The following is a 20,671-nucleotide window of genomic DNA, read 5'->3' as shown; positions in this document are numbered from 1 at the left end:
GGTGCGACGCCGACGACGGGGCTACCCGACAAGCCGGGCCTCCGTCGATTGCGGTCTCGGGCCTACCCGCGATGCGCGGCGGGCCGCATAACCGTCGTGCGGTGGCTGTGGCGCAGCCGTGGCTGATGCGTGTACGGGAATTGTTCCGAACTCGAAGTCAGGCACACCGTCGAGGCGTTGCCGGACCGCGAGTCGCCACATCCAGATGTCGCGCTCGCTCTGTCTGGTGCTGTGTCTCGCCATCCTGGCCTCAACCTCCGACCGCCGGGCACGCAGATCGGCTTTGCCCCGAGCGAGGACCACAATCGGTTCTCCCGGCCCGGCGTCGACGGTGGAGACCTGTTTCCGCGTCGCCGAGCTACGAATTCGCCCCTTCTTCCCGGCACAGGTCGATGAACTCCTTGCGTCGGGTCGGGCCGCCTCGCTGCCTTCCGGGTCGGCCGGTCGGACGCGAGCCGCCCGCACGGCTCGCGTTCGATCCCATTCAGCCTCTCCGCCCCGATCCCCCCTTCGACCCCCTGCAGGGAGCCCGGGCCCGGAGTGCTCGCACGGGGATCAACGGCAATCCGACGGCGGCGCAGGCGAATCAACGGCGATTCGCCTGCGCTCGTACTTCCCCCCACATACCTCTTCGTCGCCTGCGAGGAATTGTGATCACGAACACCACGCACGAACACACCATGCGCGCCGGCCTGAGACGTTTCGGATACGCCCTCCTGGCCGGCGAGATCGGCCGGATCTGGACCGAACGCATCCGTGAGGAAGCCGTGGGTCTGTTCACCCCGGTTGCCCACGACGGCTGCGACGCGAAGTTGGTGAGGCCGGCTCGGAACGTCCGGTCGCTCTCGCGAGAGATCGACATCCTCGGGGACTCCGTCACCGTAAAGACGGCAGTTCGCCGGGTGTTGGCGGCGGATCACGTCGCCACCGTGACCTACGAGTTACTGCGGATACCCGCCCGAGACGGCGAACAGGCGCTCATCCAGGACGCCGTCGTCGAGGGTTTCGACGCCGACACGCACGTGTGCGCGTACGTCGCATTGGACTCGCTGTACGCACGTCACGACGCCGTCACGGTGTACCCGCAGGCCCACGATCGGGCCCGGACGCTTCGTGGGGATCCACCCGGCATCGACCCGAGCGCGTTACCGGCGTCGGGCGCGCGGCACATCCAACTGCGCCCGGGCGATGTCCTGTTCGTCCACGGATGGCTGCCGCACGGCTGGACCAACAACGCCGGTGGCCGGGATCTGCTCGTGGTACGGATCCTCTACCGAGGAGTCGAATCGCGGCCCGTGCCGAAGCCCGACATGGAATCCCCGATCACGGAAGCCCCGCGCCGCCGTGGCGACGAGTTGGGCCCGCAGGCGCGAACGATCCGGGTGGTGGCGTCGTGAGCGATTCTGTCTCGGATGCCGATGTCGACGCGGCCCGCCGGATGTACCACCGCGACGGATACGCGCAGTTGGGCAACGTGCTGGCCGAAGACCGCGTGGCGCGCCTGGAGGCGGAGGCCGTGCGCCTGTACGAACGGTGGGGTCCGACGCGCCGGGACGTACTTCGCCACCCTGTGGGCGCCGCCCGCAACGCCGACTCGCTCGACGGTGCCGCGTTGTCCGTGCTCTTCGACGAGTTGCTGCACGACCGCGAACTCGATCGCTGGGCAGCTCGGATCCTGGGTGGCGCGGTCGAGCCGGTTGACCTTGCCTTGAGGTACATGCTCCCGCGCACACCGTCTTCGCCACCGGTGCCGTGCGGACCTTGTTCGGCCATGGGCTCGTCGAACGACAGCGTCCACCTGTGGATCCCGATTCAGCGAGACGGCTCGTGGTGCCTGCGGGTCGCCTTGCGTAGCCACGTCCGTGTGATGTCCCCGGGGCCCGGTCTGTTTTGCCGCAGGCGCAACGGCCCTGGTCGGGTGGGTGGTTGTGGTGGATCGGATCCGTGCGTCCTCGCCGTGCACCCGCGTCTGTGGGTCGGCATGGGCGCAAACGAGAGCAGATACCTGCGGGCCTCGGCCACCCTCACCTATCGTCGCCACCACGCCGGAGACGGTCCGTGCCACTGACCCCCGATCCCTCGAAAGGCGCCTCGCCCGACATGCGTTCGGGCGGTATGGCGACGGCCGGGCACAGGCCGCTCGCGATGGAGATGGTGCTGCGCGAATCCGGGGGAGGACGGATCGGCTCCGCGCCGACGGCCACGGTTCATCCCGAGCGCGTGCTGCGGATCGTCATCACCTCGCCGGACAATCCGACGGCAGTACGGGTCGTCACCGCAGGTCAGGCGATCGCCGCCATCCGAACGGCCTTCGGGCACCGCATTCCTCGCCGGCCCCACCTGCCCGGGGGCAGCCCGCACCGCGCGACGCCGACGGTCCTGCACGCCTTGCACCGTCGCGCGTGCGACCCGGCCGGTCCCGGGCTCCGTCGTGTTCCGCCGCCGACGGTGGGTTGGCGACCGTTTGCCCGGACCGGCGTCACGGTTGTCGCCACTTGGCCCACCTCGAACTGACGCTCACTCGACTCGCCCGATCCCTTTGCGGAAGTGCACCGACCAGCGCAGCCGGCGCCGGGTTCGGCAAAGCCACCGCGCCTTGATACGCGGCGCCGGAGCAGCCCCGGTAGGCGGCTTCGCGCCGGCGTACCTCGTTCGCCCTTCCTTCCCATTGCCCTTTCGAACCCGGACAGGACCATGACCACCCACCACAACCACTCCCGACAACGACGCGCCCACGACCAGGTGACCGCATTCGCTGACGCACGACTGGCCGCGATCGTGCCCACCCTGTTCGACGGCACGATCGAATGGGGTGACGCCCACTCGACGTCCACCCACCACATCCGCGACGCGCTGCTGCACCGGGTCGGACAGGAACCATTCGCGGTCACGGCGTCCCTGGCCTACGGCACCCCGCTGCCCGAACTGCTGCACGAGCAGGGCGCGAACGTCGCGGCGCGCATGACCGCCGCCCACGGGCGGGCGAGCCGCGAGACCACTCGCGTCGTGGCCCACCGGGCGGTCCTGGCCGCGATGGGCTGCCCACCGGCGCCCGCCGTGCCAGCCCACTTGGGCCCGGTCCTGGTCGTCGAACGGACTCCGTCCGGCGCGACCCTGGCGTCGAAGATGCTCGATACACCGCACCAGGTCGTCGATCACATCGACCGGCTGTGGGGCTCGCTGGCTCTGCTGCGGCTGCGGACCGCCGCGAATCGCATGGCCGCCGCTGCCTCGCTGGACCGAGTCGGTTCGATCGAGGCGCAGTTCGCCGAGCTGTGGATGGCGGACCTGCTGCCCGACCACATCGCCGAAGCAGGCCGCGGATGGGTCTCCGGCGCCGCGCTGTCGGGGTTGCGTGCACGTCTGGTCCACGTCGCCGTGCGCCTCATGCTCACGGTCCCCGGAACCTCCGAGCGAGTGCTCGCCCACGGCGGACTCGACCCCGCCGACATTCTCATCCGCCTCCCGGCGCCTGTGCCGTCCTGCCCGCGCCCACACCTGGCCACCCCACACGCCGACCTGGCGACGCTCGTCAGCCGCACGGCCCAACACCTGATCGGCGCCCGAACCGGCACCGTCGTCGCGGACACCGTCACCACCGATCTGTACACGTGGATCACCGCGGTCGAAGGCCCGTTGGCCGCACACGGGATCCGCCGTACCCAAGGGCTACGTGACGTACTGCGCCTGTGGGCGATGGACACGCTCACCACCGTCGCCGGCCACCTTGCGCTGCCTCCGGACGTACCGATCCTGACACCGGCGCAACGCGGCCTCGCCGAGCGCGCGATCGAGGTCCTCGACCTGGTCGAGAGCATCACGCACAGCCTCCTCGGCGCCCACACTCCACCCGCGACCGCCCTGGCCGACGCCCTCGACCGCGTCATCGTCGCCGCCCGCGCCTGAACTCGCCCCGCGCGCCGCCCGGTCTCGGAACAGCCCGGCCCGGAGCCGGCCAAACGCCAACCCCGCACAGGAGATACACGTGCACGACCACGCCATCACCGGCGGCCCGAACACGCCACGGACCACATCCCACGGCTCGTCACCACGACTTCGCCAGGCAGACGCGAGCACCGTGCGACGGAGACTACGTGACGCGAACCGAGCCCGCGGATGGGCGGCACACCGCATGGATGTGGTCCTTCGCCAACTCCTCGACGGTGCGCACATCGTCCCGGGCACCGACCTCGGAGACCTATCCGGCCACACCGTCAGCGCCACCGCGGACAAGCGGCCCGTGACGGTCCGCATGGACTACGGGCGACCGGTCGCCGCACTCCTGTACGACGCCGAAGCCGCCGACGCGACCGTGACCTCGCTGCTGCACCACGGCCACGATCGCGTCGGCCGCCGCGTCCAACGCGATCTCGCCGACGCGCTCGCGTTCACTCGCGCCACCGGGCTCGACCGACCCGAAACCCTCGTCTCCCAAGGGCCGATCACCATCACCGAACACCCGGACGGGACCAGCCTGTCGGCGGCCGTCCTGGAACACCCGCACCGCACGAGCGCACTCCTGGAACACCTGTGGACCGCCCTTACCGCCACCCGCGACCCCGGCCTCGCCAGGACGGTGCCTGTGTCTGCGTCGAGCGGCCGGTCGGGCATCGAGGGCGAGTTCGGCTCGCTCTGGCACGGGATCACCCCCGCGTGGCCGGCCGACATCGGCACCGGGTGGATCCGCGCCAAGGATCGTCGCGCGTTCCGCGACCGGATCGACCACCTGTCCGTGGTCCTGGACGAACACCGCCCCGACGATCACCAGGACCGGCACGTCCTGGTCCACGGCAACCTGGACTGCGACCGCCTCGTCCTGGCCACGGACGGCACCTGGACCACCAGCCCGCGACCACACCTCGCCGACCCCGAGGCCGACCTCGCCCTTCTGGTCAGCCGCCTGATCCAACTCCTGATCGGCAGCGCCGCACCCCCCCACACGGTCGTCGCGGTCACCGACGCCCTGCATTCCTGGCTCACCGCGGACACCGGCCCGCTTCCGCCCGACCGCGACCGGTCCACCGCGCTGCGCGAGGTCCTTCGGCTGTGGGCCATGGACACCCTGACCATCCTGGCCACCTGCCTCGCCCTGCCTCCGTGCGTCCCCGGACCCACCGACACCCAACGCCACACCGCCCGCCGTGCGACCCGGGTGCTGAGCGTCGTCGCCACCATCGCCCGTGGCCTCGAACTCCGCCCCACACAACCCGAGTACGCCCTGACCTCGGCCCTGGCCCGCGTCCACGCCGCCTGCGCCGTTCCCCGACAGCACCGACCCGGCACCCGCAACGCATCCCACGGCTGACGGCCGCCCGACAAGGACGCGCTCCACAGGACCGTGGCGCCGCCCCGAACCGCCTCGACAACTCCCACACGAAACGAACAACGCCCCTCCCGACCACGACCGATCCACGTATCCACGCCTGAACGAAAGGCCCCGACGCGACCACCACCACCATCGACTTCATCACTGCCAACTTCGAGAACAACGGAGGCGGCGACCGCCAGAAATGGCACCGGACCCACGAGTACTACGCCTCGCTGCGCCCCGCCGTGCTCTTCCGGCAGGAGATGTGGGACGCCCTCGACAACAACGGTGAACTCGCCGACGCGGCCGAAACCGTACTCGGCATGACCGGATGGGTCGGCAAGGGCAGCTCCACCGCCCTGTACATCGACCCCGAGGTGTTCGAATCCCCGCGCGGCTGGGATGACAGCGGATGGCAACTGGAGCCCACGGCACGCGCGTTGCGCCTGCGCGACACTCACGCGGAAACTCTGCCGATCGTCTGTGTGTCCCTTCACCTCCCCTACGCCTCCTGCACCGGCCGCGCGATCGAGGGGGAGTACCTGACCCGCTTCCTCGACAAGGCGCACATCACCGGGAGCGGCGACGTGGTCAAACTGCCCGCCGTCCTTGGCGGCGACCGCAACAGCTACACCACACCCGTCCCCGGTGGCCCGCTCCTGCCGCCCATTGAGACGTTCACCGACCGCGTCCACCAAACCCACCGCTCCCGCTGCGGCCCCGACGGCGTGCGGATCCCGGACACCCACACCGACCAGGAGATGCGCACCGCCGGCGCCGAGGACGCCGCCCGCCACGTCGCACTCACCTACGGGCGCATGTCCGCACTCGCACCCACCGTCGTCGAAAACCCGAACAGGGCCCCGCGACCGCGGTCGACGGCTTCTGGCTGTCACGGATGCTCCTGCCGGCCCTGGTCGACGTCAACGTGATCGACATGACCGGACTCTCCGACCACCACGCGGTCCGCGCCCGCTTCCACCGCCCCACGCTCGCGGACATCCTGCGCCGCGCCGCAGCGCCATGCGCCGACCTCGGGCAGTCCTCGACCCGGACGCGGAGCGGGGCCCGATGAGCGGCACGAGCCGACCCCGCCTGGCATCGATCGTGCCACCGATGCCCGCGAAATCGACTGGCCGGCCGGCGGAACCGACAACTACCCACCCGACCGACCATTCTCCACGTCGCGCCCTGGGCCACACTCCGAGCAGGCGTCCCTCTGCGACTTCCGGGCACGCCGGGCTGCGCGCACCACTCGCGAAGGACAAACGCCGCCGTTGACGGCCGCACCGACCGGCACCGAGGGCTGCGGCGCCGGGGCGGCGACCCTGGTCATTCGGGCCGTGACGCCGGGCGGTCGTGGAAGAGAACCGCCTTCGCACGGCGTTGCCTGCCGGGAGTGCGCACGTTCCTCGGGGGGTATTCGCGATCACCGCCCTGAAGAGGAGACGTCCGCGATGCCCCCGTACCCCTTGCTGCCGGCCGCCCCGAAGCAGGCGGGCCCGGAGCTGTTCACGGTCGAGGACTCGGGAACAAGCGCCCTGATGAAGGCCAAGAGCGTGTGGTCGCCGGCACAGGGCGACACCTCCCGTAGCGGCCACTACACGGACGCCAAGGCCGTGACGAACAAGAAGTGGGGCAAGGTGGTGGTCGCGGCCCGCACCACGATCAAGCCGCACGTGGTCGTCATCGACCACGCGACCCGCAAGACGCTCTGGCACGAGAAGGACAAGGCTCTCCAGGACCTCTCGGGCGGGGTGCATTCGGCGACCGCCCTGCCGGACGGCAACGTGGTGGTCCACGCCCCCTGCTCCCAGGCCCCCACCAAGGACAACCTGGCCCTGGTCCGAGCCGCCGACCCGGGCAAGGTGATTCCCTACGACTTCAAGGACTCCCATGCGTCGGTGTGGATCGACGCCGGGGACGGCCACGGCGGAGGCCACCTGTGGGCGGTCGGACGCACCGGGCACGCGAAGGACAAGACAGGCAAATGTGTCCTGCGGGAGTACAGCTATCAGTCCGGCGATCACCCGTCCCTGACACAGGTGGCCCAGTACGACCTGGTCGCCAAACCCCTGGAACTCACCTACCTGAAGCAGACGGGCCGGTGGGAGAGCCCCCACGACGTCGCCCGCCATGACCGGGACACCGTGTGGATCAGCACGGAATCTCGCGTCGTTGCCTTCGACCTCGCCACCCGCACCGTCGGTGCCGCCCCGCCGGCCCGCTCGGTTTTCCAATCCGCGCACGAGCAGGGCGACCCGTTGACGTCCGCCACCAACCTCAAAAGCCTGAACATCCACGACGGCACGATCATGTACACCCAGAGCATGGGCGACGAAACGGACGCCAAGACGGTCTCCGTGGTGAAGGACGGAAAGAAGCACACCCTCGATCTCGGACCGGTCTACAAGGCGCGCTGGGCCTGGCCCGCCGGTCACTAGCGGTTCGCCGGGGTGTCCGTGCCGCCGTCACCCGCGGTTGGCCGCCGCTCGATGCCGGTCGCCGGTCGCCGACCCAGCCCTCCGCCCGACGCCGCATCCCCACCCGGAGCACCTCCGAAAGGGCTCACTTTGCGACAACGACCCACGAAGTCCGAGCTCGGATCGTGTACGGGGCGGGCTCGGCCGAGGTGGGCGCATGCGCATCTCGGCCACTGAACTACGCAGGCTTCTCGCTCCCGTCGTGTCGGGCGCGGGCCGCATTCCTCGGGCGACTCCCGCCAGAGGGCCGGCCCGGTTGACCGTGGGGATTTGCACCTACGACGACTTCGATGGCGCCTGGTTCACCATCGCCTCGCTGCTGCTGCATCACGGGGATGTCATGCCGGTGACCGAGATCCTGCTGATCGACAACAATCCCGAAGGAGCCGTAGCGGGCGTCCTGAAGTCCCTGGAGGCCGGTGTGCCCAACCTGCGCTACGTTCCGGTGACCACGGTGCGCTCCACGGCCGTCAAGCACATGGTGTTCCCGCTCGCCGCAGGCGAGATCGTCGTTGTTCTGGACAGCCACGTGCTGCTGGCTGCCGGTGCCCTGCGAGCGGTGCTCGACTACTTCGACCGGCGCCCGGGCTGCCGTGACCTGGTGCAGGGGCCGCTACTGCACGACGACGCAGTGACCGTGTGCGGTACACACTTCACACCCGTGTGGTCCGACGGGATGCACGGGCAGTGGGCGGTGGACGACCGGGCGAAGGACCCGACGGCCGCGGAGTTCGATATCCCGATGCAGGGCACGGGAGTATTCGCCTGCCGCCGTGACGCCTGGCCCGGCCTGAACACCCGGTTCCGGGGTTTCGGATGCGAGGAGGGCTATCTGCACGAGAAGATCCGCCGCAACGGCGGGCGCACCGTGTGCCTGCCCGCACTGCGCTGGCTACATCGCTTCGAACGTCCCTCTGGTGTCCCCTACCGCCTCGCCTGGGAGGACCACCTGCGCAATTACCTCATCGCGTGGAGTGAACTCGGCTGGGATACGGATCCGGTCCTGCGCCACTTCGCCGAACACATGGCACCGGAGTCCGTCCGGTCCATCCATGACGCCGTGGGTGTCGAACTCACACACCCAGCGGCCCTTTTCGACGGCGCGCTCTACCCGATGGAGCTGGGGGAGGGCCGCCCGCCGCCCACCGCCGAACATCCGCCGCAGGGCACGAGCGCGCGCCCACCCGTGCCCTGCGGCGATGCCGTGGCCGCAGTTACCCACGACGACCCACAGGTCGCCGAGCTGCTGACTCACCGCCGGCTTTTGACCCATGCCCATCTCCACGGCTGGGACAGCGTTCTGGTGGCGGACAGTCTCGAGACATTGTCCGCCTGTACGCACGAGAGGTTGCGGTGCGAGTACCCGCCGCATCCCGACCTGGCCGTCCACCTCCCGGAGGCGAACGGCCGAGGCAACGGTGGGACCGCGGGGATGATGGTGGCCTATCGACGCGCCGCCTATCGGTCGGTCCTGGCCGAACTGCCCGCGGGGCCGCGGGCGGCGCGACGCTGGCTCGACCGGAACGGACCCGTGCCCGCGTGGCTCGCGTCCAAGGCGGCCGAGGACCCCGGCCCTTGAACACGACCTCACTTGCCCGGCTCCCATGCGAGAACACTTCCCGAGCACTTCCCCTGTCCGCATCGGAACGGGATGGGGAGCCCACCGGCCTCGCGGGTCATTTCACCTTGTCGTTGGCATCGGTGATCTCATAGATGACGCCCTTGTTATGTCCCGGCGAGAGGTACCAGGTGGATGGCCCGGCACCGCCGGTGGGTTCCCCTCGATAGAGGCGTTCGCTCGCCCTCCCTCCGCTGGTGGTGGGAATGAGGTCATAAGACTTATACGTATAGCCCTTGGGAAGACTTCCGTCGCTGTTGCTGTAGCTGTGTGGGTATCTCCCGGCTTTTTCCAAGTCGGCTTCGGTGCCGTGCTTGACGTCTGAGATGGCCTTCTCGACCACAGTCCAGCCGTAGTTGGCTCCAGTGCATTCTTTGAGCTTCTTCTGGACCAGTCGTGTGGGCTTCTTCGTGGTCGTCGGTTTCTTGGTCGTGGTGGGTTTTTGGGTAGTTGTCGGTTTCTTAGTCGTGGTGGGCTTTTTGGTGGTCGTCGGTTTCTTGGTCGTGGTGGGTTTTAGGGTGGTCGTCGGCTTCTTGGTCGTGGGCTTTTTGGTCGTGGGTTTCGGGGGTGGCACCGGTGTGCTCCCTTCGGGTTCGCAGGCGGTGTGATGTGTGGTGAGTGGGTTCGGTGCGGCGGGCCGGAGGGTTGCCGCACCTTCGGGCGACGCGTCCGCCATACGCTTCAACCATTCCGGCCGGGTAAGGACATAACCGGCCTGGACCGGGCCGGTCGGACGGTCGAGGCGGTCCGGCGGCGCCGGCCGCCGGGGGTGTCCTCGGCGACCGGGCCGCGCCTGGGCGGGTCGGTCCGGGTGTGGCACTCGACCGGCGTCGTCTCGGAGTCGGGGCAGAACCACCTGTCACATGGGCCGGCTCTCCTCGCCCGCACGTACGCCGAACGGGAAGAAGGCGAGCAACTTGTTGTCCTTGTCCTTCAGCCTGACTTCTCCGTTGCAGTAGTAGTCGACGTCGACTTCCTGGGTGATGGTCAACGTGGTGGGCAGCTTCGCCCACTGCAGCACCTCGTTGATGGGGGCACACCACCACCAGTGGCCTTTGTGCTTGTCGTTGAAATAGCCGATCAGGTCTCCGCCGACGGTCGCATGGAACGTGAACCTCGCCTTGAGGGTTCCGCGGCTTGCGGAGAGTTCGGCGACGACCGACTGGTGCGGCTGCAGGGTGACACTGACCCCGCTCTGCGATCCGACGGTGATGTCCTTGGTCTCTGTCTTGCTGTGTCCCCACTCGTGGGAGTAGGTCAGCTGTGTCGACCCTCCGCCTCCGGTTTCGAGGAATTCGACCTGGTAATTGAAGGTCTGGCCGACGTCGACCCTGTTGCTCTGGGTCCAGGTGTCGCTCACGCTGCAGGTCACACTGTCCTGGACGGACGCGTTGAACTCGCCGACCTTGGTCGAATCGTTGGTGAACGTCTGGTCCTTCACGATGACCGGCTTCGTGTCGATGCCGATGATCTCGGACTTGGCCAGGATCAGCGTCGTGCTGGGAACGGTCCAGCCAAAGGTCTTGTAATGTTCGTCGCTCCAGTAGACGTGGTCGGGTTTCCCGTCGAGGATCTTTCCGAATCCCTCCTTGATGGTCGACCCGGCGAGCCTGAAGGACTTGGCCTCCTTGTCGGTGACGTGGTGGATCTCCTTCCCGCTCCCGAAGGCCTTGCAGTGCTCCTTGTTCTTGGCTGCGGCAACGTGCAAATGGAACGTCATGCGATTCTCCGTTCAGAATTTTGCCGACCTCCCGCCGGTGATTTTCGCCGGTAGACGGCCCCGGATTCATCCGGATGACTCGACCGGTCCCGGCCGATCAAATTCGGGTCTCCGGAAGCTGAACCGTGGTTCGCGTCATCCATGCAAAGACGACGCGTAATCCCCATCGACATGCCCGTCGTCCGACTCGGCCGAGAAGGGCGGCAGTTCAACCGCACGGCGCCGGCCTGTCGGACGTACTCGTCTCGTCGATCGTGTGTCCGCGTTCGCGTGCTCTCCGGCATCCACGATGTCCGGGTATCGGATGGGCCGCATCTTGATGCAACCAAATGGACGGTTTTATCGAAGACGCCGCCCGCCCCGAGGCTTCCGGCGATGAGTACTCCCGGCGGTTGCGTCGTGTGCATCTCGGTCTCGCCGGGGTGGTCAGGGCGGCGGCATCGACCCCGAGGGGTGCCCCATCCGGGAGCCGATCCGTAACCGCTGGTTGCCGTCGGCGACCGTGGTGCGCGGGCGCCCGTTCGCGGGGCGGACGGTGTGTGGCGCGCCTTCGTCGACGACGTGGGGAGAAGGGGTCGATGTGGGGGTGTCGCAGAAGGTGGTTCTCCGGTTCGGGGACTGGGACGAGGTGAGGCCACGATCGGTGGTTGGTCACTCCGTCGACCGATAGTCGGTCATTCAGGGCATCGCGAGTGGAGAAGGACCGGTTCGGCCTTGGGGTGCGACCCCGTGTTCCGGGCGTGACCCGGACCGGTGCGCTTCCCGAGCGGCCTGCCTCGGTGGAGCCCGCCGAGCGGCGGCAGCCCCGGCCGAATCCCGATGAGACATTCGACCTGCCCGGATCGCCTGCCGATCACTCGAACGACGCCGATCACGTGATCGCTCATCAGGTGCTCGGCTCTCGGACCGTGGGCAGCGCCAAGGGAAGCGCGCCACGAGCGGAAGTCGATGTCCTGTGCGCCGGTCCACCCGGAGAGCGACTTCGGTTGCTGGGTCGCACGGTTTCGCGGCTCGCGGGTACGGTCGCGCGCCAGAGTACGGCATCGACGGGCCGGGATTCGCCGGGATCGGTCTCGTCGAGGACCGCGGTGTTTGCGTCGGTCGACGATCCGCAGGCACGGTACCCCCGCCGTCATGGCGGCTGGTCGGTCCAGAGTTACCGATCGACGGTATCGATGTGTCGCCTGGCGGCGTCGGCGCGACAAGAATCCCACCAATGGGTTAGTTGGACAGGTTGTACGAGCCTTCCCCGAGCCAAGCTGAGGCGGGAACCCGACGCGGCCACACGTCCCGGTCGCTTCGAGTCCTCCGGTCGGCATGCACGCCTGTGCCCATCCCCAGGGAGCAGCCATGAACGCCTCCTTCGCCTTCCGCTCCGCCACCACCCGCCGCGCGCGCCGCCGCGGGCCGTGGCGCATACGCGCGGCTCTCGCCGTCTCGGCAGCCTTGGCCTACGTCCCGGCCGCCGCCGTCCCCGCGTATGGCTTCGGCCCCGATACGCACACGGACATCACCACGCGGGCCCTGTCCGGTTTCCAGAAGGTGTCCCTCGCCGCGATGGCCGCGCACAAGATCGACAACACCCACTGGGGCGCCATCCAAATCAGCGACCACATCCACGCCGAGCAGACCCGCTACCACTGCGACGACGCGGACTACCTGGCGACGAGTTCCTACCCGCGCACCAGGCAACAGGCCACCAACGAACTCCTCGCCTGCGTGGAAACCGCCATCGTGGGATTCGACAAGGCGGTGGCCGCCGCCGACCGACTCGTCGACGCCGGGGGGCACATCAAGCCCGCAGAGGTCGCCCTCGGCCACCCCTGCACATACGACGACCGCCGCGGCCGCGCCAAGTGCGAGGTCTTCGAACACCTCGGACACGCCTGGCACGTCGTCGAGGACTTCTACGCCCACAGCAACTGGAGCGACGAGGCCGACCCGAAACACGGCATCGGTCTGGGCAACCCGCCCGGGCTGCGCCAAAGGAAACCCGCACCCTTCTTCACCCTGCGCACCTACAGCCACCAAGCCACCGCCGCGTGGAAGAAGGACGCGGCCGTGGCCGTGGACCCGAAGCTGACCACCGGCTGCGTCCCCGGCGAGTACGAGTCCGACGGGAAGAAGGCCGACTGCAAGGGCCGCATCAATCACTACGACTCCGCCGGCCAGAAAGGCCTCAGCAAGGAAGTCTCGCGGGGCAACGTCGGCGATAACCTCAACCAGGCCGTCAAGGTCGCGGTCGCGGACATCGAACGCCAGTGGCAGGACTTCCGGGACGAACTCCTCGCCAAGTACCCCGGGCGCGGCAAGAAGATGATCTGCGCCCTCACCCACGACACACCCACCGACTCCACCTGCGGATAGTCGGTGCCCGGCGGACGGCCTGCCCAGGGATCCGGTGGCCCGGACGGCCGGGCCGCGGCGCGGCGACGAGCCGTACTTCGGCCGCGTCTGCTTCGCGGCATCGGGTTTCGCCTCGAGTTCCGTGTTCAGGGTTCGATGGCGGGACGGACGGTCCCTTGCGAACCGCCCTCCAGGGAGATCGGGAAGTCCACGGGTGCCCCGACGCACGTGAAGTGTCCCGCCCGCTGAACCTCCAATTGGCCGGACGGAACGCACAGGGAACCGGAAGGCCGAAGGAGATTCGATCCGGCCTTGTCGCCGACGCGGCAAGGCCGGATTCCAAGCTCACAGTCCAGTGGCATGTGATTCTCGTCATCCAACAGTTTGGTGGACGTAGTGGCGACGATTCGTGCAGTCTGTGCCTCCGATGGAGGAGGTGTGCCGAAGTGGGCGAGAAGCCTGATACGCCGGCTATGACGCTGGCCGCGAAGCTCGACCGACTGTTCGATGTCGTGCGCAAGCCCGATGGCGGTGCGTACAGCAACGGTGAGGTCGCGCGGGGGATCAAGGAGCAGGCCGGCTCGGGAGGGGCGACCGTGTCCGCGAGCCTGGTACAGCAGCTTCGGACCGGGGTGCAGACGAATCCGACGCTGAAGACCATCGACGCGCTCGCCCGGTTCTTCGGCGTCGAGCCCGTCTACTTCTTCGACGACGCGGCGGCGGAGCGCATCGCGGCCGACCGGGACGCGTGGTCGCGGATGCGGGAGAACGACGTCCACCGCCTGGTGTTTCGCGCCGACGGCCTGTCGGCGGACAGCCTGCGAATGGTGAGCGCGGTGATCGAGCAGGCTCGGCGCCTCGAAGGGCTCAAGCCGGATGCCCACGACGCGGGTGAGACGCGGGCGGGCGAGCGTGATTGAGATCTTCACCCGCGACATCAGCGGCGTGGATCGGCTTTGGCGCTCGTCCCAGGACTATCGAAGGACTTCGTGCGTGGATCTCAGGCGGCTTCGGGACGACTGCCGCAAGCGGTTGGAGACCCTGGACATCGACGTTCCCGATCCGTTCGACGCGCAGCTCCTGTGCCGGTGAGCTTGCTCCGCTTTGACGGACACCTTCGTTGTGGTGTCAGACCGCGAGTGTGGCTTCGTATTCCACGGGGCTGCGGTAGTCGAGGCTGCTGTGCAACCTGCGGATGTTGTACCAGGCTTCGACGTACTCGAACACGTCGGTGCGGGCTGCCGCCCGGCTCGGCCGGGGCCGATCCGCTCCCAGGTCGGATTTGAGGGTGGAGAAGAACGACTCCGCGAGCGCGTTGTCCCAGCACACTCCGGTGCGCCCGACGGACAATCGGATACCGAACTCGCCTGCCAGGACGGCGAATTCATGGCTGGTGTACTGACAGCCGCGGTCCGAGTGGAAAATCGTCCCGGGTGCCGGCCGTTGCCTTCGGACGGCGTCGCGCAGGGCGTTGGCGACCAGGCCGGTGCGCACGTGGTCGGCGGTGGCCCAACCGACGACCTTGCGGGTGGCGATGTCGATGACGGTCGCCAGGAACAGCCACCCCTCGTCCGTGGCCAAGTAGGTCATGTCGCCGCACCACCGGGTCCCGGCCGCCGACGGGCCGGGGCGGAAGTCTCGACCGATCAGGTCCGGACGGGCGGCGATCGGATCGGGCACGGTGGTGCGCCGCCCGCGTCTGCGATGCCGGCCGGCGAGTCCGGCCTCGCGCATCAGCCGAGCAACGCGGCGGCGCCCGATGCGGGCGCCGCCGCGGACCAGGACGGCATGGACACGCGGGGCGCCGTAGCTGCCGCGCGAGGCGGTGTGGGCCTCGGTGGTCCGCTCGGTGAGCTCCGCGTCCCGCACCGCGCGGGGCGAGGGGGCCGCAGTGCGGCGGTGGTAGTAGGCGGCACGGGAGACCTGAAGAAGTCCACAGGCGCGTTTAACGCTGTGACCTGCGCGTTTCTCCGCCTCGATGAACGGGTGCACCGTCACCGGGTCTCCCTCGCGAAGAAAGCCGTGGCCCGCTTGAGGACTTCCACGTCCTGTCGGAGCCGCGTGTTCTCCCGCCGCAGCGTGGCGAGTTCCTCCCGCTCGGACGAGGTTGGGCCGTCGCGCTCACCCGCGTCGACCTCGGCCGGGACTGTAAAACTAACGGCTCTGCCTCACTTCCGGTGGTGACGGAGTGTAAGTCCGTGATCATGTGCGGGTGTTGAGTGCGAACGAGCTTGTGAGCGTGGTGTTTTCGGGGCTGGCGCCGCTGGTGGTCGAGGAGGTCGCGGACGAGGGCGAGGTCATCCGGGTGCGGGCACGGACGCCCGATGGTCCGGTAGATTGCCCGGATTGCGGTAGTCGGACCGGTCGGGTGCACGCCTTCCATCAACGCACTGTGGCAGACGTGCCAGTCGACGCCCGCCGGGTGGTCGTGCTGGCGAGGCTTCGCCGCCTTGTCTGCCCTACCGCGGCCTGCCCTCGGGTCACGTTTCGTGAGCAGGTCCCCGGTGTGGTGGAGCGTTACCAGCGCCGGACGGTGCGCCTGCTCGCCCAGGTCCGAACCGTGGTGCGGGAACTCGCGGGCCGCGCGGGCGCCCGGACGCTGGTGGCGCTCGGCGCCCGACTGTCGCGGTGCACCGCCTTGCGTGTTCTGACCGGAATCCCGCTGCCGGCCCTCCGAGTTCCGCGGGTCCTGGGCGTGGACGACTTCGCGCTCAAGCGCCGCCACCGCTACGCGACCGTGCTGACCGACGCCGAGACCGGCGAACGCATCGACGTCCTGCCCGGCCGCGGCACCTACGCTCTCGAAGCGTGGCTCCGCCGGCACCCGGGCGTCGAAATCGTCTGCCGGGACGGCTCGGGCGCCTACGCCGAAGCAATACGTCGCGCACTACCCGACGCAGTCCAGGTGACCGACAGATGGCATTTATGGGCGAACCTGTGCGACAAAACGCTGGCCGAGGTCCGCTCCCACGCCTCGTGCTGGGCCACGGTCAACCCGCCCCAGCCCGGCGGAACACATGAGCAGACCACCCGCGAACGCTGGAACCGAGTCCACGAACTCCTCGGCAAAGGCGTCGGCCTGCTCGAATGCGCCCGCCGGCTGGACGTGTCCCTGAACACCGTTAAACGGTACGCACGCATCCGCGAACCCGACGCCCTGCGACGCGCCCCGCGCTACCGGCCCACCCTCGTCGACCCCTACCGCGACCACCTCCGCACACGCCGCGCTGCCGACCCCGCCGTTCCCGTGACCCAACTCTTCCGCGAGATCAAGGAACTCGGCTACACCGGCAGCTTCAACCTCCTCCACCGCTACCTCACCCAAGGTCGTGCCGAGGGCGACCGGCCCGTCACCACCCCGAGACGCTTCGCCCGCATCCTCCTCACCCGCCCGGACAACCGCCGCGAGAAGGACACCGAACTCATCCGAGACCTCACCGCCGCATGCCCTGAGATGGCACAACTCCACACCCACATAGCCGAGTTCGCCTCGTTGCTGGCCCCCGCACCCGGGAACGACACCGGGCTCACCGCATGGATCGCAGCCGTCCGCGCCTCTGACCTTCCCCACCTGCATGCCTTCGCCAACGGCCTCGAACTCGACCGCGCGGCAGTCGACGCCGCCCTTACCACGCTCCACCACAACGGACGCACCGAAGGCGTGAACACCCGAACCAAACGCATCATGAGGCAGATGCACGGGAGAGCCGGATTCGACCTCCTCCGCCACCGCATCCTCCTCCCGTGACGCTCACGCAGAGCTACCACCGGAAGTGAGGCAGAGCCGTTCGATTTACAGACCCCCGAGATCACCGACGACGACATCGACGCGCTCTTCAGCGCGTAACCTCACCCCGACCGAGAGCGTCGAACGCCACTGTCGCAAGCCGGAGTCGGACGGGACGCCCGTCCCGTCGCCCGGAACGCCGGATTCCAGGTGTGGGTGGCCGAGCGCGCCCCCGGGCATTCCCGGGGTCAGTTGCCGCGGTTCGCCTTGTCGAGGACGGATTCGTAGGCGACCTCGCTGTATTCGGTGCCCTGGATCTCGACCGCGATGCCCACCAACGAACGCCGCAGGGCGTCCTTGGAGGAGGCGAAGAGCATCTTCTGCTTGACCTTGGCCGTGTCCGGCGCCCACGAGACGAACGTGAGCTTGTTCCGCTTGCCGGCTCCTTCCTTCTCGAACTCGAAGTCGTAGACGGCCCAGCGGCATTCCGTCTCGGGGAGGTCGGCGATGAAGTCGTCGTAGTCCTGGGAGGTGGAGGTCTTCTCGACGATGATCTCCGTGTTGTCCTTGTTGAGGTTGAAGACGATGTACTTGTACGTCTTCTTGAGCTTCAGGGCCTGGTACTCCTGCAGGCACTGGTCGTTGACTCCGACACCTGATGCCATGACGTTCTCCGCTCGCGAATGATTGCACTGGGCGTCCGAATGCTAACGGAACGTCAGGAGGGTGGTGCTCACATCGGGCGCGAGTGCAGGCGAACCGGCCCTTCGGGCCACCGGGCATCTTCCCGCAGCAGCGGGAACCACATCGTGCGCAGCGGCATCACCGCCGGGCCGTCGGGCTGCTCCACCTCCACGTCGCCCACCACGTCCCGCCAGCCGAGCCGACCGTAGAGGCGGGCAACATCGGGCCGGCAGAACAGGATCGCGAACTCGAACCCCCACGCCCGGGCGTGTTCCATCGTGCCGCTCACCACCCGCCGGGCGAGCCCTCGGCCGCGCCGATCCTCCACCACGCCGACGCCTCCGAGACCTACCACACGCATCCGGATGTCGCCGACCGACAACGGCAACACGACCAGGCCCGCGTGGGCGACGAGGCGACCGTCGGCCCTGATCCCGAAGTGGTGATCCTTGAGCCGCCAGACCAGGCCCCACTCGGCGACCCGGGACGGGTCTGCGGTGTCCCCGAAGATGTCCCGGTTGTCGTAGGTCTCCAGACGGACCACGGCCGGTGCCGACGAGTAGCGGTGCCCGGTCATCGAACGATGGTGGCATGCACCGGATCCGGCTGCCGACTCAGTGGCCGTGGGTCGGGGTGTGGGTGTCGGGGTGGACGGTGGGTTGTTCGGGGAGGGGGGTGGGGGCCGGTTCGGGGTGGTGTTCGGTCGGGACGTGGCCGGCGTGGACCTCCATGGGGCCGGCCATGTAGGCCAGCAGCGCGGCGGAGACGATGAACGCCATGTGGATGATCGTCCCCCACATGAGTTCGTCGTGGGTGGTGTGTTCGATGTTGACGAACATCTGGAGCAGGTGGATCGAGGAGATCCCGACGATCGCGGTGGCGAGTTTGACCTTGAGCACGTTGGAGTTGACGTGCGAGAGCCATTCGGGCTGGTCGCGGTGTCCCTGGAGGCCGATGCGGGAGACGAACGTCTCGTAGCCGCCGACGATGACCATGATCAGCAGGTTCGCGATCATCACCACGTCGACGAGCTTGAGTACGGCGAGCATGACGTGGTTCTCGCTGGCGTGCCCGCCGAACACCTCTCGGACCAGGCTCCACAGTTCGTCGAAGAACTGGAAGACGTACACCCCTTGCGCGGCCACCAGGCCGAAGTACAACGGCGCCTGGAGCCAGCGCGTCGCGAACAGCGCGAATCCGAGCGTGGGAACCGGTTCCTCCTCTCCCTGCGGCTTCCTCCACGACCCGACCACCTGACCGACCACGACACTCTCCGAACACGATGTGGACACACGGAACAGCCCTGGGAAATCAATAAATCCCCGAAGCGATGCCATGCTGTCGCAAGGCGACCACAAGAGGCGAAACCCCCTCACACCACCGGCCCATTCGACCGATCTTCCGATCGGCGACCCACAGCGTGAGAAACGTCGAACGACCGCCGGCGGACGCGGACGTGGCCGAATTCGTCGCCGTGGTCGGGCACACCCGCGACGTGCACGAAGGACACGGAAACGTGGAGCACTGACCGCGCCTCGATCTCGTGCCACGGGGAATCCTGCGAGAAGCTGTCCGATCGCATTTACCGTGGCGGCGCCTGGCACCCGTGACCGATCGGGAGGATCCGCCGGATGCGCGGGGTGAAGCCGACACGCGAACTCCACGCCCCCGCCGCGCTCGACGGCGAGACCCGGGGCGGGTTGCCCGCGTGTGCGGGCCGCGGTGCGGGTCTCGGTGTCGCCCCGCCCTCGAACTCGGTCGGTGTAGGCGTTCGCCCTCTGTGTGCCTCGCTGCGGTCGGGTGCGGTTCGTGTGGTGGCGTACGGGTGTTGTCGGGGCCGGTGACGTATGCGCCCGCGTGTCACGGGGAACCGTGCCGACGTCCCACCCCCCCCGAGCCAAGGCGGTACTCCCATGCGACGCATCGGCATCATCCTCACGACCACTCTCGGCGCGGCCCTCCTGGCCGCGGGCACTGCGGCCCCTACGGCCTCGGCCGAAGCCCCCCGACACGACACCTCCGCGCACGCCGGTATCGCCCCGGCCCGGGCGGCGGGCTGCGTCAACGCCGACCGGTGGCCCTTCGTCGTCACCAACAACAGCTCCGAGCCCGCGCTGGTCTTCGACCAGCCCAACTGCACCGGTGACGTCGTCGGCGTCGTGCCGCCCGGACAGACCCAGACCTTCGAGTTCGGCCAGAGCGCCTACTTCCCGCAGTAGTCACCCGGTCCACATGGTGTACGCCCAACCCGACCCACCAACGCCGGGGTAGGCCGGCCCCGGCACCCGTGGCCGAACTCGGGGGTACACCGAGTCTCCTTGGCCCGGCCTTGCGACGTGGTGAACGGATCGGCCCGCAGGAGGTCGTACTTCCTGCGACGCGCGGGGGAGTTCGGTTCGCCTTTCGAGACGGCATGTGCGATGGGCAGTCCGGTACATGGCCGCCGAGCCCGTAGTCGGCACTCGGAGCGCACCTACCCGAACGGGTGAAAGCGGGGCCGGTGGTGGTGGGTCTCGCGGCCTTGGTGGCCGGAGCGTGCGAGCATCTGCCCGTCGAGTCGATGCCCGACCTGTCCGGAGTTCCGAAGGCCGCACCGTGAAGCGTGTCCGCCCCAGTTCGCCTTCGCCGCAGCCGTCGCCGCCATGCTCGCGCAAGCCACCCCCGCCCACGCCGTCGACGACGGCACCTACACCTACATCATCCGCGACGCGCGGACGGGCAAGTGCCTACCGCCGCCAACGAGCGGCGGTACATCCTCGGCGCGTGCACATCGCGCGCTTGCCGT

General features: G+C 68.6%; 19 protein-coding genes. 13 read left to right on the top strand and 6 right to left on the bottom strand.

What is annotated here, in order from left to right; translation table 11 throughout:
- Positions 1-650: 650 nt before the first annotated feature.
- From ACFRCG_RS07395 to ACFRCG_RS07355, 9 genes are all read left to right on the top strand, one after another.
- Positions 651-1,397 carry a phytanoyl-CoA dioxygenase family protein gene (locus ACFRCG_RS07395; protein WP_380029743.1) on the top strand — a complete coding sequence of 249 codons (747 nt, stop codon included), beginning with the start codon at positions 651-653 and terminating at the stop codon, positions 1,395-1,397.
- Positions 1,394-2,068, top strand: coding sequence for a hypothetical protein (locus tag ACFRCG_RS07390; protein WP_380029741.1), 675 nt, complete (start codon positions 1,394-1,396; stop codon positions 2,066-2,068). The genes ACFRCG_RS07395 and ACFRCG_RS07390 overlap by 4 nt, the downstream gene beginning before the upstream one ends.
- 77 nt (positions 2,069-2,145) lie before the next feature.
- Positions 2,146-2,514, top strand: a complete 369-nt coding sequence (locus tag ACFRCG_RS07385) for a hypothetical protein (protein ID WP_380029739.1) — start codon at positions 2,146-2,148, stop codon at positions 2,512-2,514.
- A gap of 228 nt (positions 2,515-2,742) precedes the next feature.
- Positions 2,743-3,906, top strand: coding sequence for a hypothetical protein (locus ACFRCG_RS07380; RefSeq protein WP_380029737.1), 1,164 nt, complete (start codon positions 2,743-2,745; stop codon positions 3,904-3,906).
- Between the two features lie 226 nt (positions 3,907-4,132).
- A complete protein-coding gene (locus ACFRCG_RS07375) occupies positions 4,133-5,305 on the top strand; it encodes a hypothetical protein (protein WP_380029735.1) in 1,173 nt (390 codons plus the stop codon).
- Between the two features lie 248 nt (positions 5,306-5,553).
- Entirely contained in the window at positions 5,554-6,240 is a 687-nt protein-coding gene (locus ACFRCG_RS07370; protein WP_380029733.1) for a hypothetical protein, read from the top strand.
- Positions 6,207-6,383 (top strand): hypothetical protein, encoded by a 177-nt coding sequence (locus ACFRCG_RS07365; protein WP_380029731.1) that lies wholly within the window; start codon positions 6,207-6,209, stop codon positions 6,381-6,383. Before ACFRCG_RS07370 ends, ACFRCG_RS07365 begins: the two co-directional genes overlap by 34 nt.
- A 382-nt stretch (positions 6,384-6,765) precedes the next feature.
- Positions 6,766-7,752 carry a hypothetical protein gene (locus ACFRCG_RS07360; RefSeq protein ID WP_380029729.1) on the top strand — a complete coding sequence of 329 codons (987 nt, stop codon included), beginning with the start codon at positions 6,766-6,768 and terminating at the stop codon, positions 7,750-7,752.
- 295 nt (positions 7,753-8,047) lie between these two features.
- Positions 8,048-9,370, top strand: a complete 1,323-nt coding sequence (locus ACFRCG_RS07355; RefSeq protein WP_380029727.1) for a glycosyltransferase — start codon at positions 8,048-8,050, stop codon at positions 9,368-9,370.
- 97 nt (positions 9,371-9,467) lie between these two features.
- On the opposite strand, the gene ACFRCG_RS07350 is transcribed toward ACFRCG_RS07355, so the two are convergent.
- Complete coding sequence (locus ACFRCG_RS07350) at positions 9,468-10,085, bottom strand: hypothetical protein (RefSeq protein ID WP_380029725.1); 618 nt, start codon at positions 10,083-10,085, stop codon at positions 9,468-9,470.
- A gap of 183 nt (positions 10,086-10,268) precedes the next feature.
- Complete coding sequence (locus ACFRCG_RS07345) at positions 10,269-11,129, bottom strand: ETX/MTX2 family pore-forming toxin (protein ID WP_380029723.1); 861 nt, start codon at positions 11,127-11,129, stop codon at positions 10,269-10,271.
- A 1,350-nt stretch (positions 11,130-12,479) separates the two neighbouring features.
- Between ACFRCG_RS07345 and ACFRCG_RS07340 the strand changes: the two genes are divergently transcribed.
- Complete coding sequence (locus tag ACFRCG_RS07340; RefSeq protein WP_380029722.1) at positions 12,480-13,496, top strand: hypothetical protein; 1,017 nt, start codon at positions 12,480-12,482, stop codon at positions 13,494-13,496.
- A gap of 452 nt (positions 13,497-13,948) precedes the next feature.
- Complete coding sequence (locus ACFRCG_RS07335) at positions 13,949-14,395, top strand: Secondary metabolite protein (protein ID WP_380029719.1); 447 nt, start codon at positions 13,949-13,951, stop codon at positions 14,393-14,395.
- A gap of 208 nt (positions 14,396-14,603) precedes the next feature.
- Here the strand turns inward: ACFRCG_RS07335 and ACFRCG_RS07330 are convergent, their stop codons facing one another.
- Positions 14,604-15,473 (bottom strand): IS3 family transposase, encoded by an 870-nt coding sequence (locus ACFRCG_RS07330; RefSeq protein ID WP_380029717.1) that lies wholly within the window; start codon positions 15,471-15,473, stop codon positions 14,604-14,606.
- 244 nt (positions 15,474-15,717) lie between these two features.
- Between ACFRCG_RS07330 and ACFRCG_RS07325 the strand changes: the two genes are divergently transcribed.
- Positions 15,718-17,223 (top strand): ISL3 family transposase, encoded by a 1,506-nt coding sequence (locus tag ACFRCG_RS07325; protein ID WP_380029920.1) that lies wholly within the window; start codon positions 15,718-15,720, stop codon positions 17,221-17,223.
- Between the two features lie 227 nt (positions 17,224-17,450).
- Here ACFRCG_RS07325 and ACFRCG_RS07320 read toward each other — a convergent pair whose 3' ends face one another.
- The 3 genes from ACFRCG_RS07320 to ACFRCG_RS07310 form a co-directional block, all read right to left on the bottom strand.
- Complete coding sequence (locus ACFRCG_RS07320) at positions 17,451-17,867, bottom strand: actin-binding ADF family protein (RefSeq protein WP_380029715.1); 417 nt, start codon at positions 17,865-17,867, stop codon at positions 17,451-17,453.
- 68 nt (positions 17,868-17,935) lie between these two features.
- Positions 17,936-18,463: a GNAT family N-acetyltransferase gene (locus ACFRCG_RS07315; RefSeq protein WP_380029713.1), complete on the bottom strand. Its 528-nt coding sequence runs from the start codon at positions 18,461-18,463 to the stop codon at positions 17,936-17,938.
- A gap of 37 nt (positions 18,464-18,500) precedes the next feature.
- A complete protein-coding gene (locus ACFRCG_RS07310) occupies positions 18,501-19,151 on the bottom strand; it encodes a TIGR00645 family protein (protein WP_380029711.1) in 651 nt (216 codons plus the stop codon).
- A 648-nt stretch (positions 19,152-19,799) separates the two neighbouring features.
- Between ACFRCG_RS07310 and ACFRCG_RS07305 the strand changes: the two genes are divergently transcribed.
- A complete protein-coding gene (locus ACFRCG_RS07305; RefSeq protein WP_380029709.1) occupies positions 19,800-20,105 on the top strand; it encodes a hypothetical protein in 306 nt (101 codons plus the stop codon).
- Positions 20,106-20,671: the final 566 nt, after the last annotated feature.

Origin of the sequence: Embleya sp. NPDC056575 (assembly GCF_042793325.1) — a bacterium.
Lineage (GTDB): Bacteria > Actinomycetota > Actinomycetes > Streptomycetales > Streptomycetaceae > Embleya.
Note: the sequence above shows the minus strand (reverse complement) of the source record. Positions and strands in the feature narration are given on the sequence as shown.

Excerpts from the sequence above, each read along its gene's own strand:
- ACFRCG_RS07385 (WP_380029739.1), top strand. The coding sequence starts at position 2,146 with ATGGAGATGGTGCTGCGCGAATCCGGGGGAGGACGGATCGGCTCCGCG.
- ACFRCG_RS07375 (WP_380029735.1), top strand. The coding sequence starts at position 4,133 with ATGGATGTGGTCCTTCGCCAACTCCTCGACGGTGCGCACATCGTCCCG.
- ACFRCG_RS07365 (WP_380029731.1), top strand. The coding sequence starts at position 6,207 with ATGCTCCTGCCGGCCCTGGTCGACGTCAACGTGATCGACATGACCGGA.
- ACFRCG_RS07360 (WP_380029729.1), top strand. The coding sequence starts at position 6,766 with ATGCCCCCGTACCCCTTGCTGCCGGCCGCCCCGAAGCAGGCGGGCCCG.
- ACFRCG_RS07350 (WP_380029725.1), bottom strand. The coding sequence starts at position 10,085 with ATGGCGGACGCGTCGCCCGAAGGTGCGGCAACCCTCCGGCCCGCCGCA.
- ACFRCG_RS07345 (WP_380029723.1), bottom strand. The coding sequence starts at position 11,129 with ATGACGTTCCATTTGCACGTTGCCGCAGCCAAGAACAAGGAGCACTGC.
- ACFRCG_RS07340 (WP_380029722.1), top strand. The coding sequence starts at position 12,480 with ATGAACGCCTCCTTCGCCTTCCGCTCCGCCACCACCCGCCGCGCGCGC.
- ACFRCG_RS07335 (WP_380029719.1), top strand. The coding sequence starts at position 13,949 with ATGACGCTGGCCGCGAAGCTCGACCGACTGTTCGATGTCGTGCGCAAG.
- ACFRCG_RS07320 (WP_380029715.1), bottom strand. The coding sequence starts at position 17,867 with ATGGCATCAGGTGTCGGAGTCAACGACCAGTGCCTGCAGGAGTACCAG.
- ACFRCG_RS07315 (WP_380029713.1), bottom strand. The coding sequence starts at position 18,463 with ATGACCGGGCACCGCTACTCGTCGGCACCGGCCGTGGTCCGTCTGGAG.
- ACFRCG_RS07305 (WP_380029709.1), top strand. The coding sequence starts at position 19,800 with ATGCGACGCATCGGCATCATCCTCACGACCACTCTCGGCGCGGCCCTC.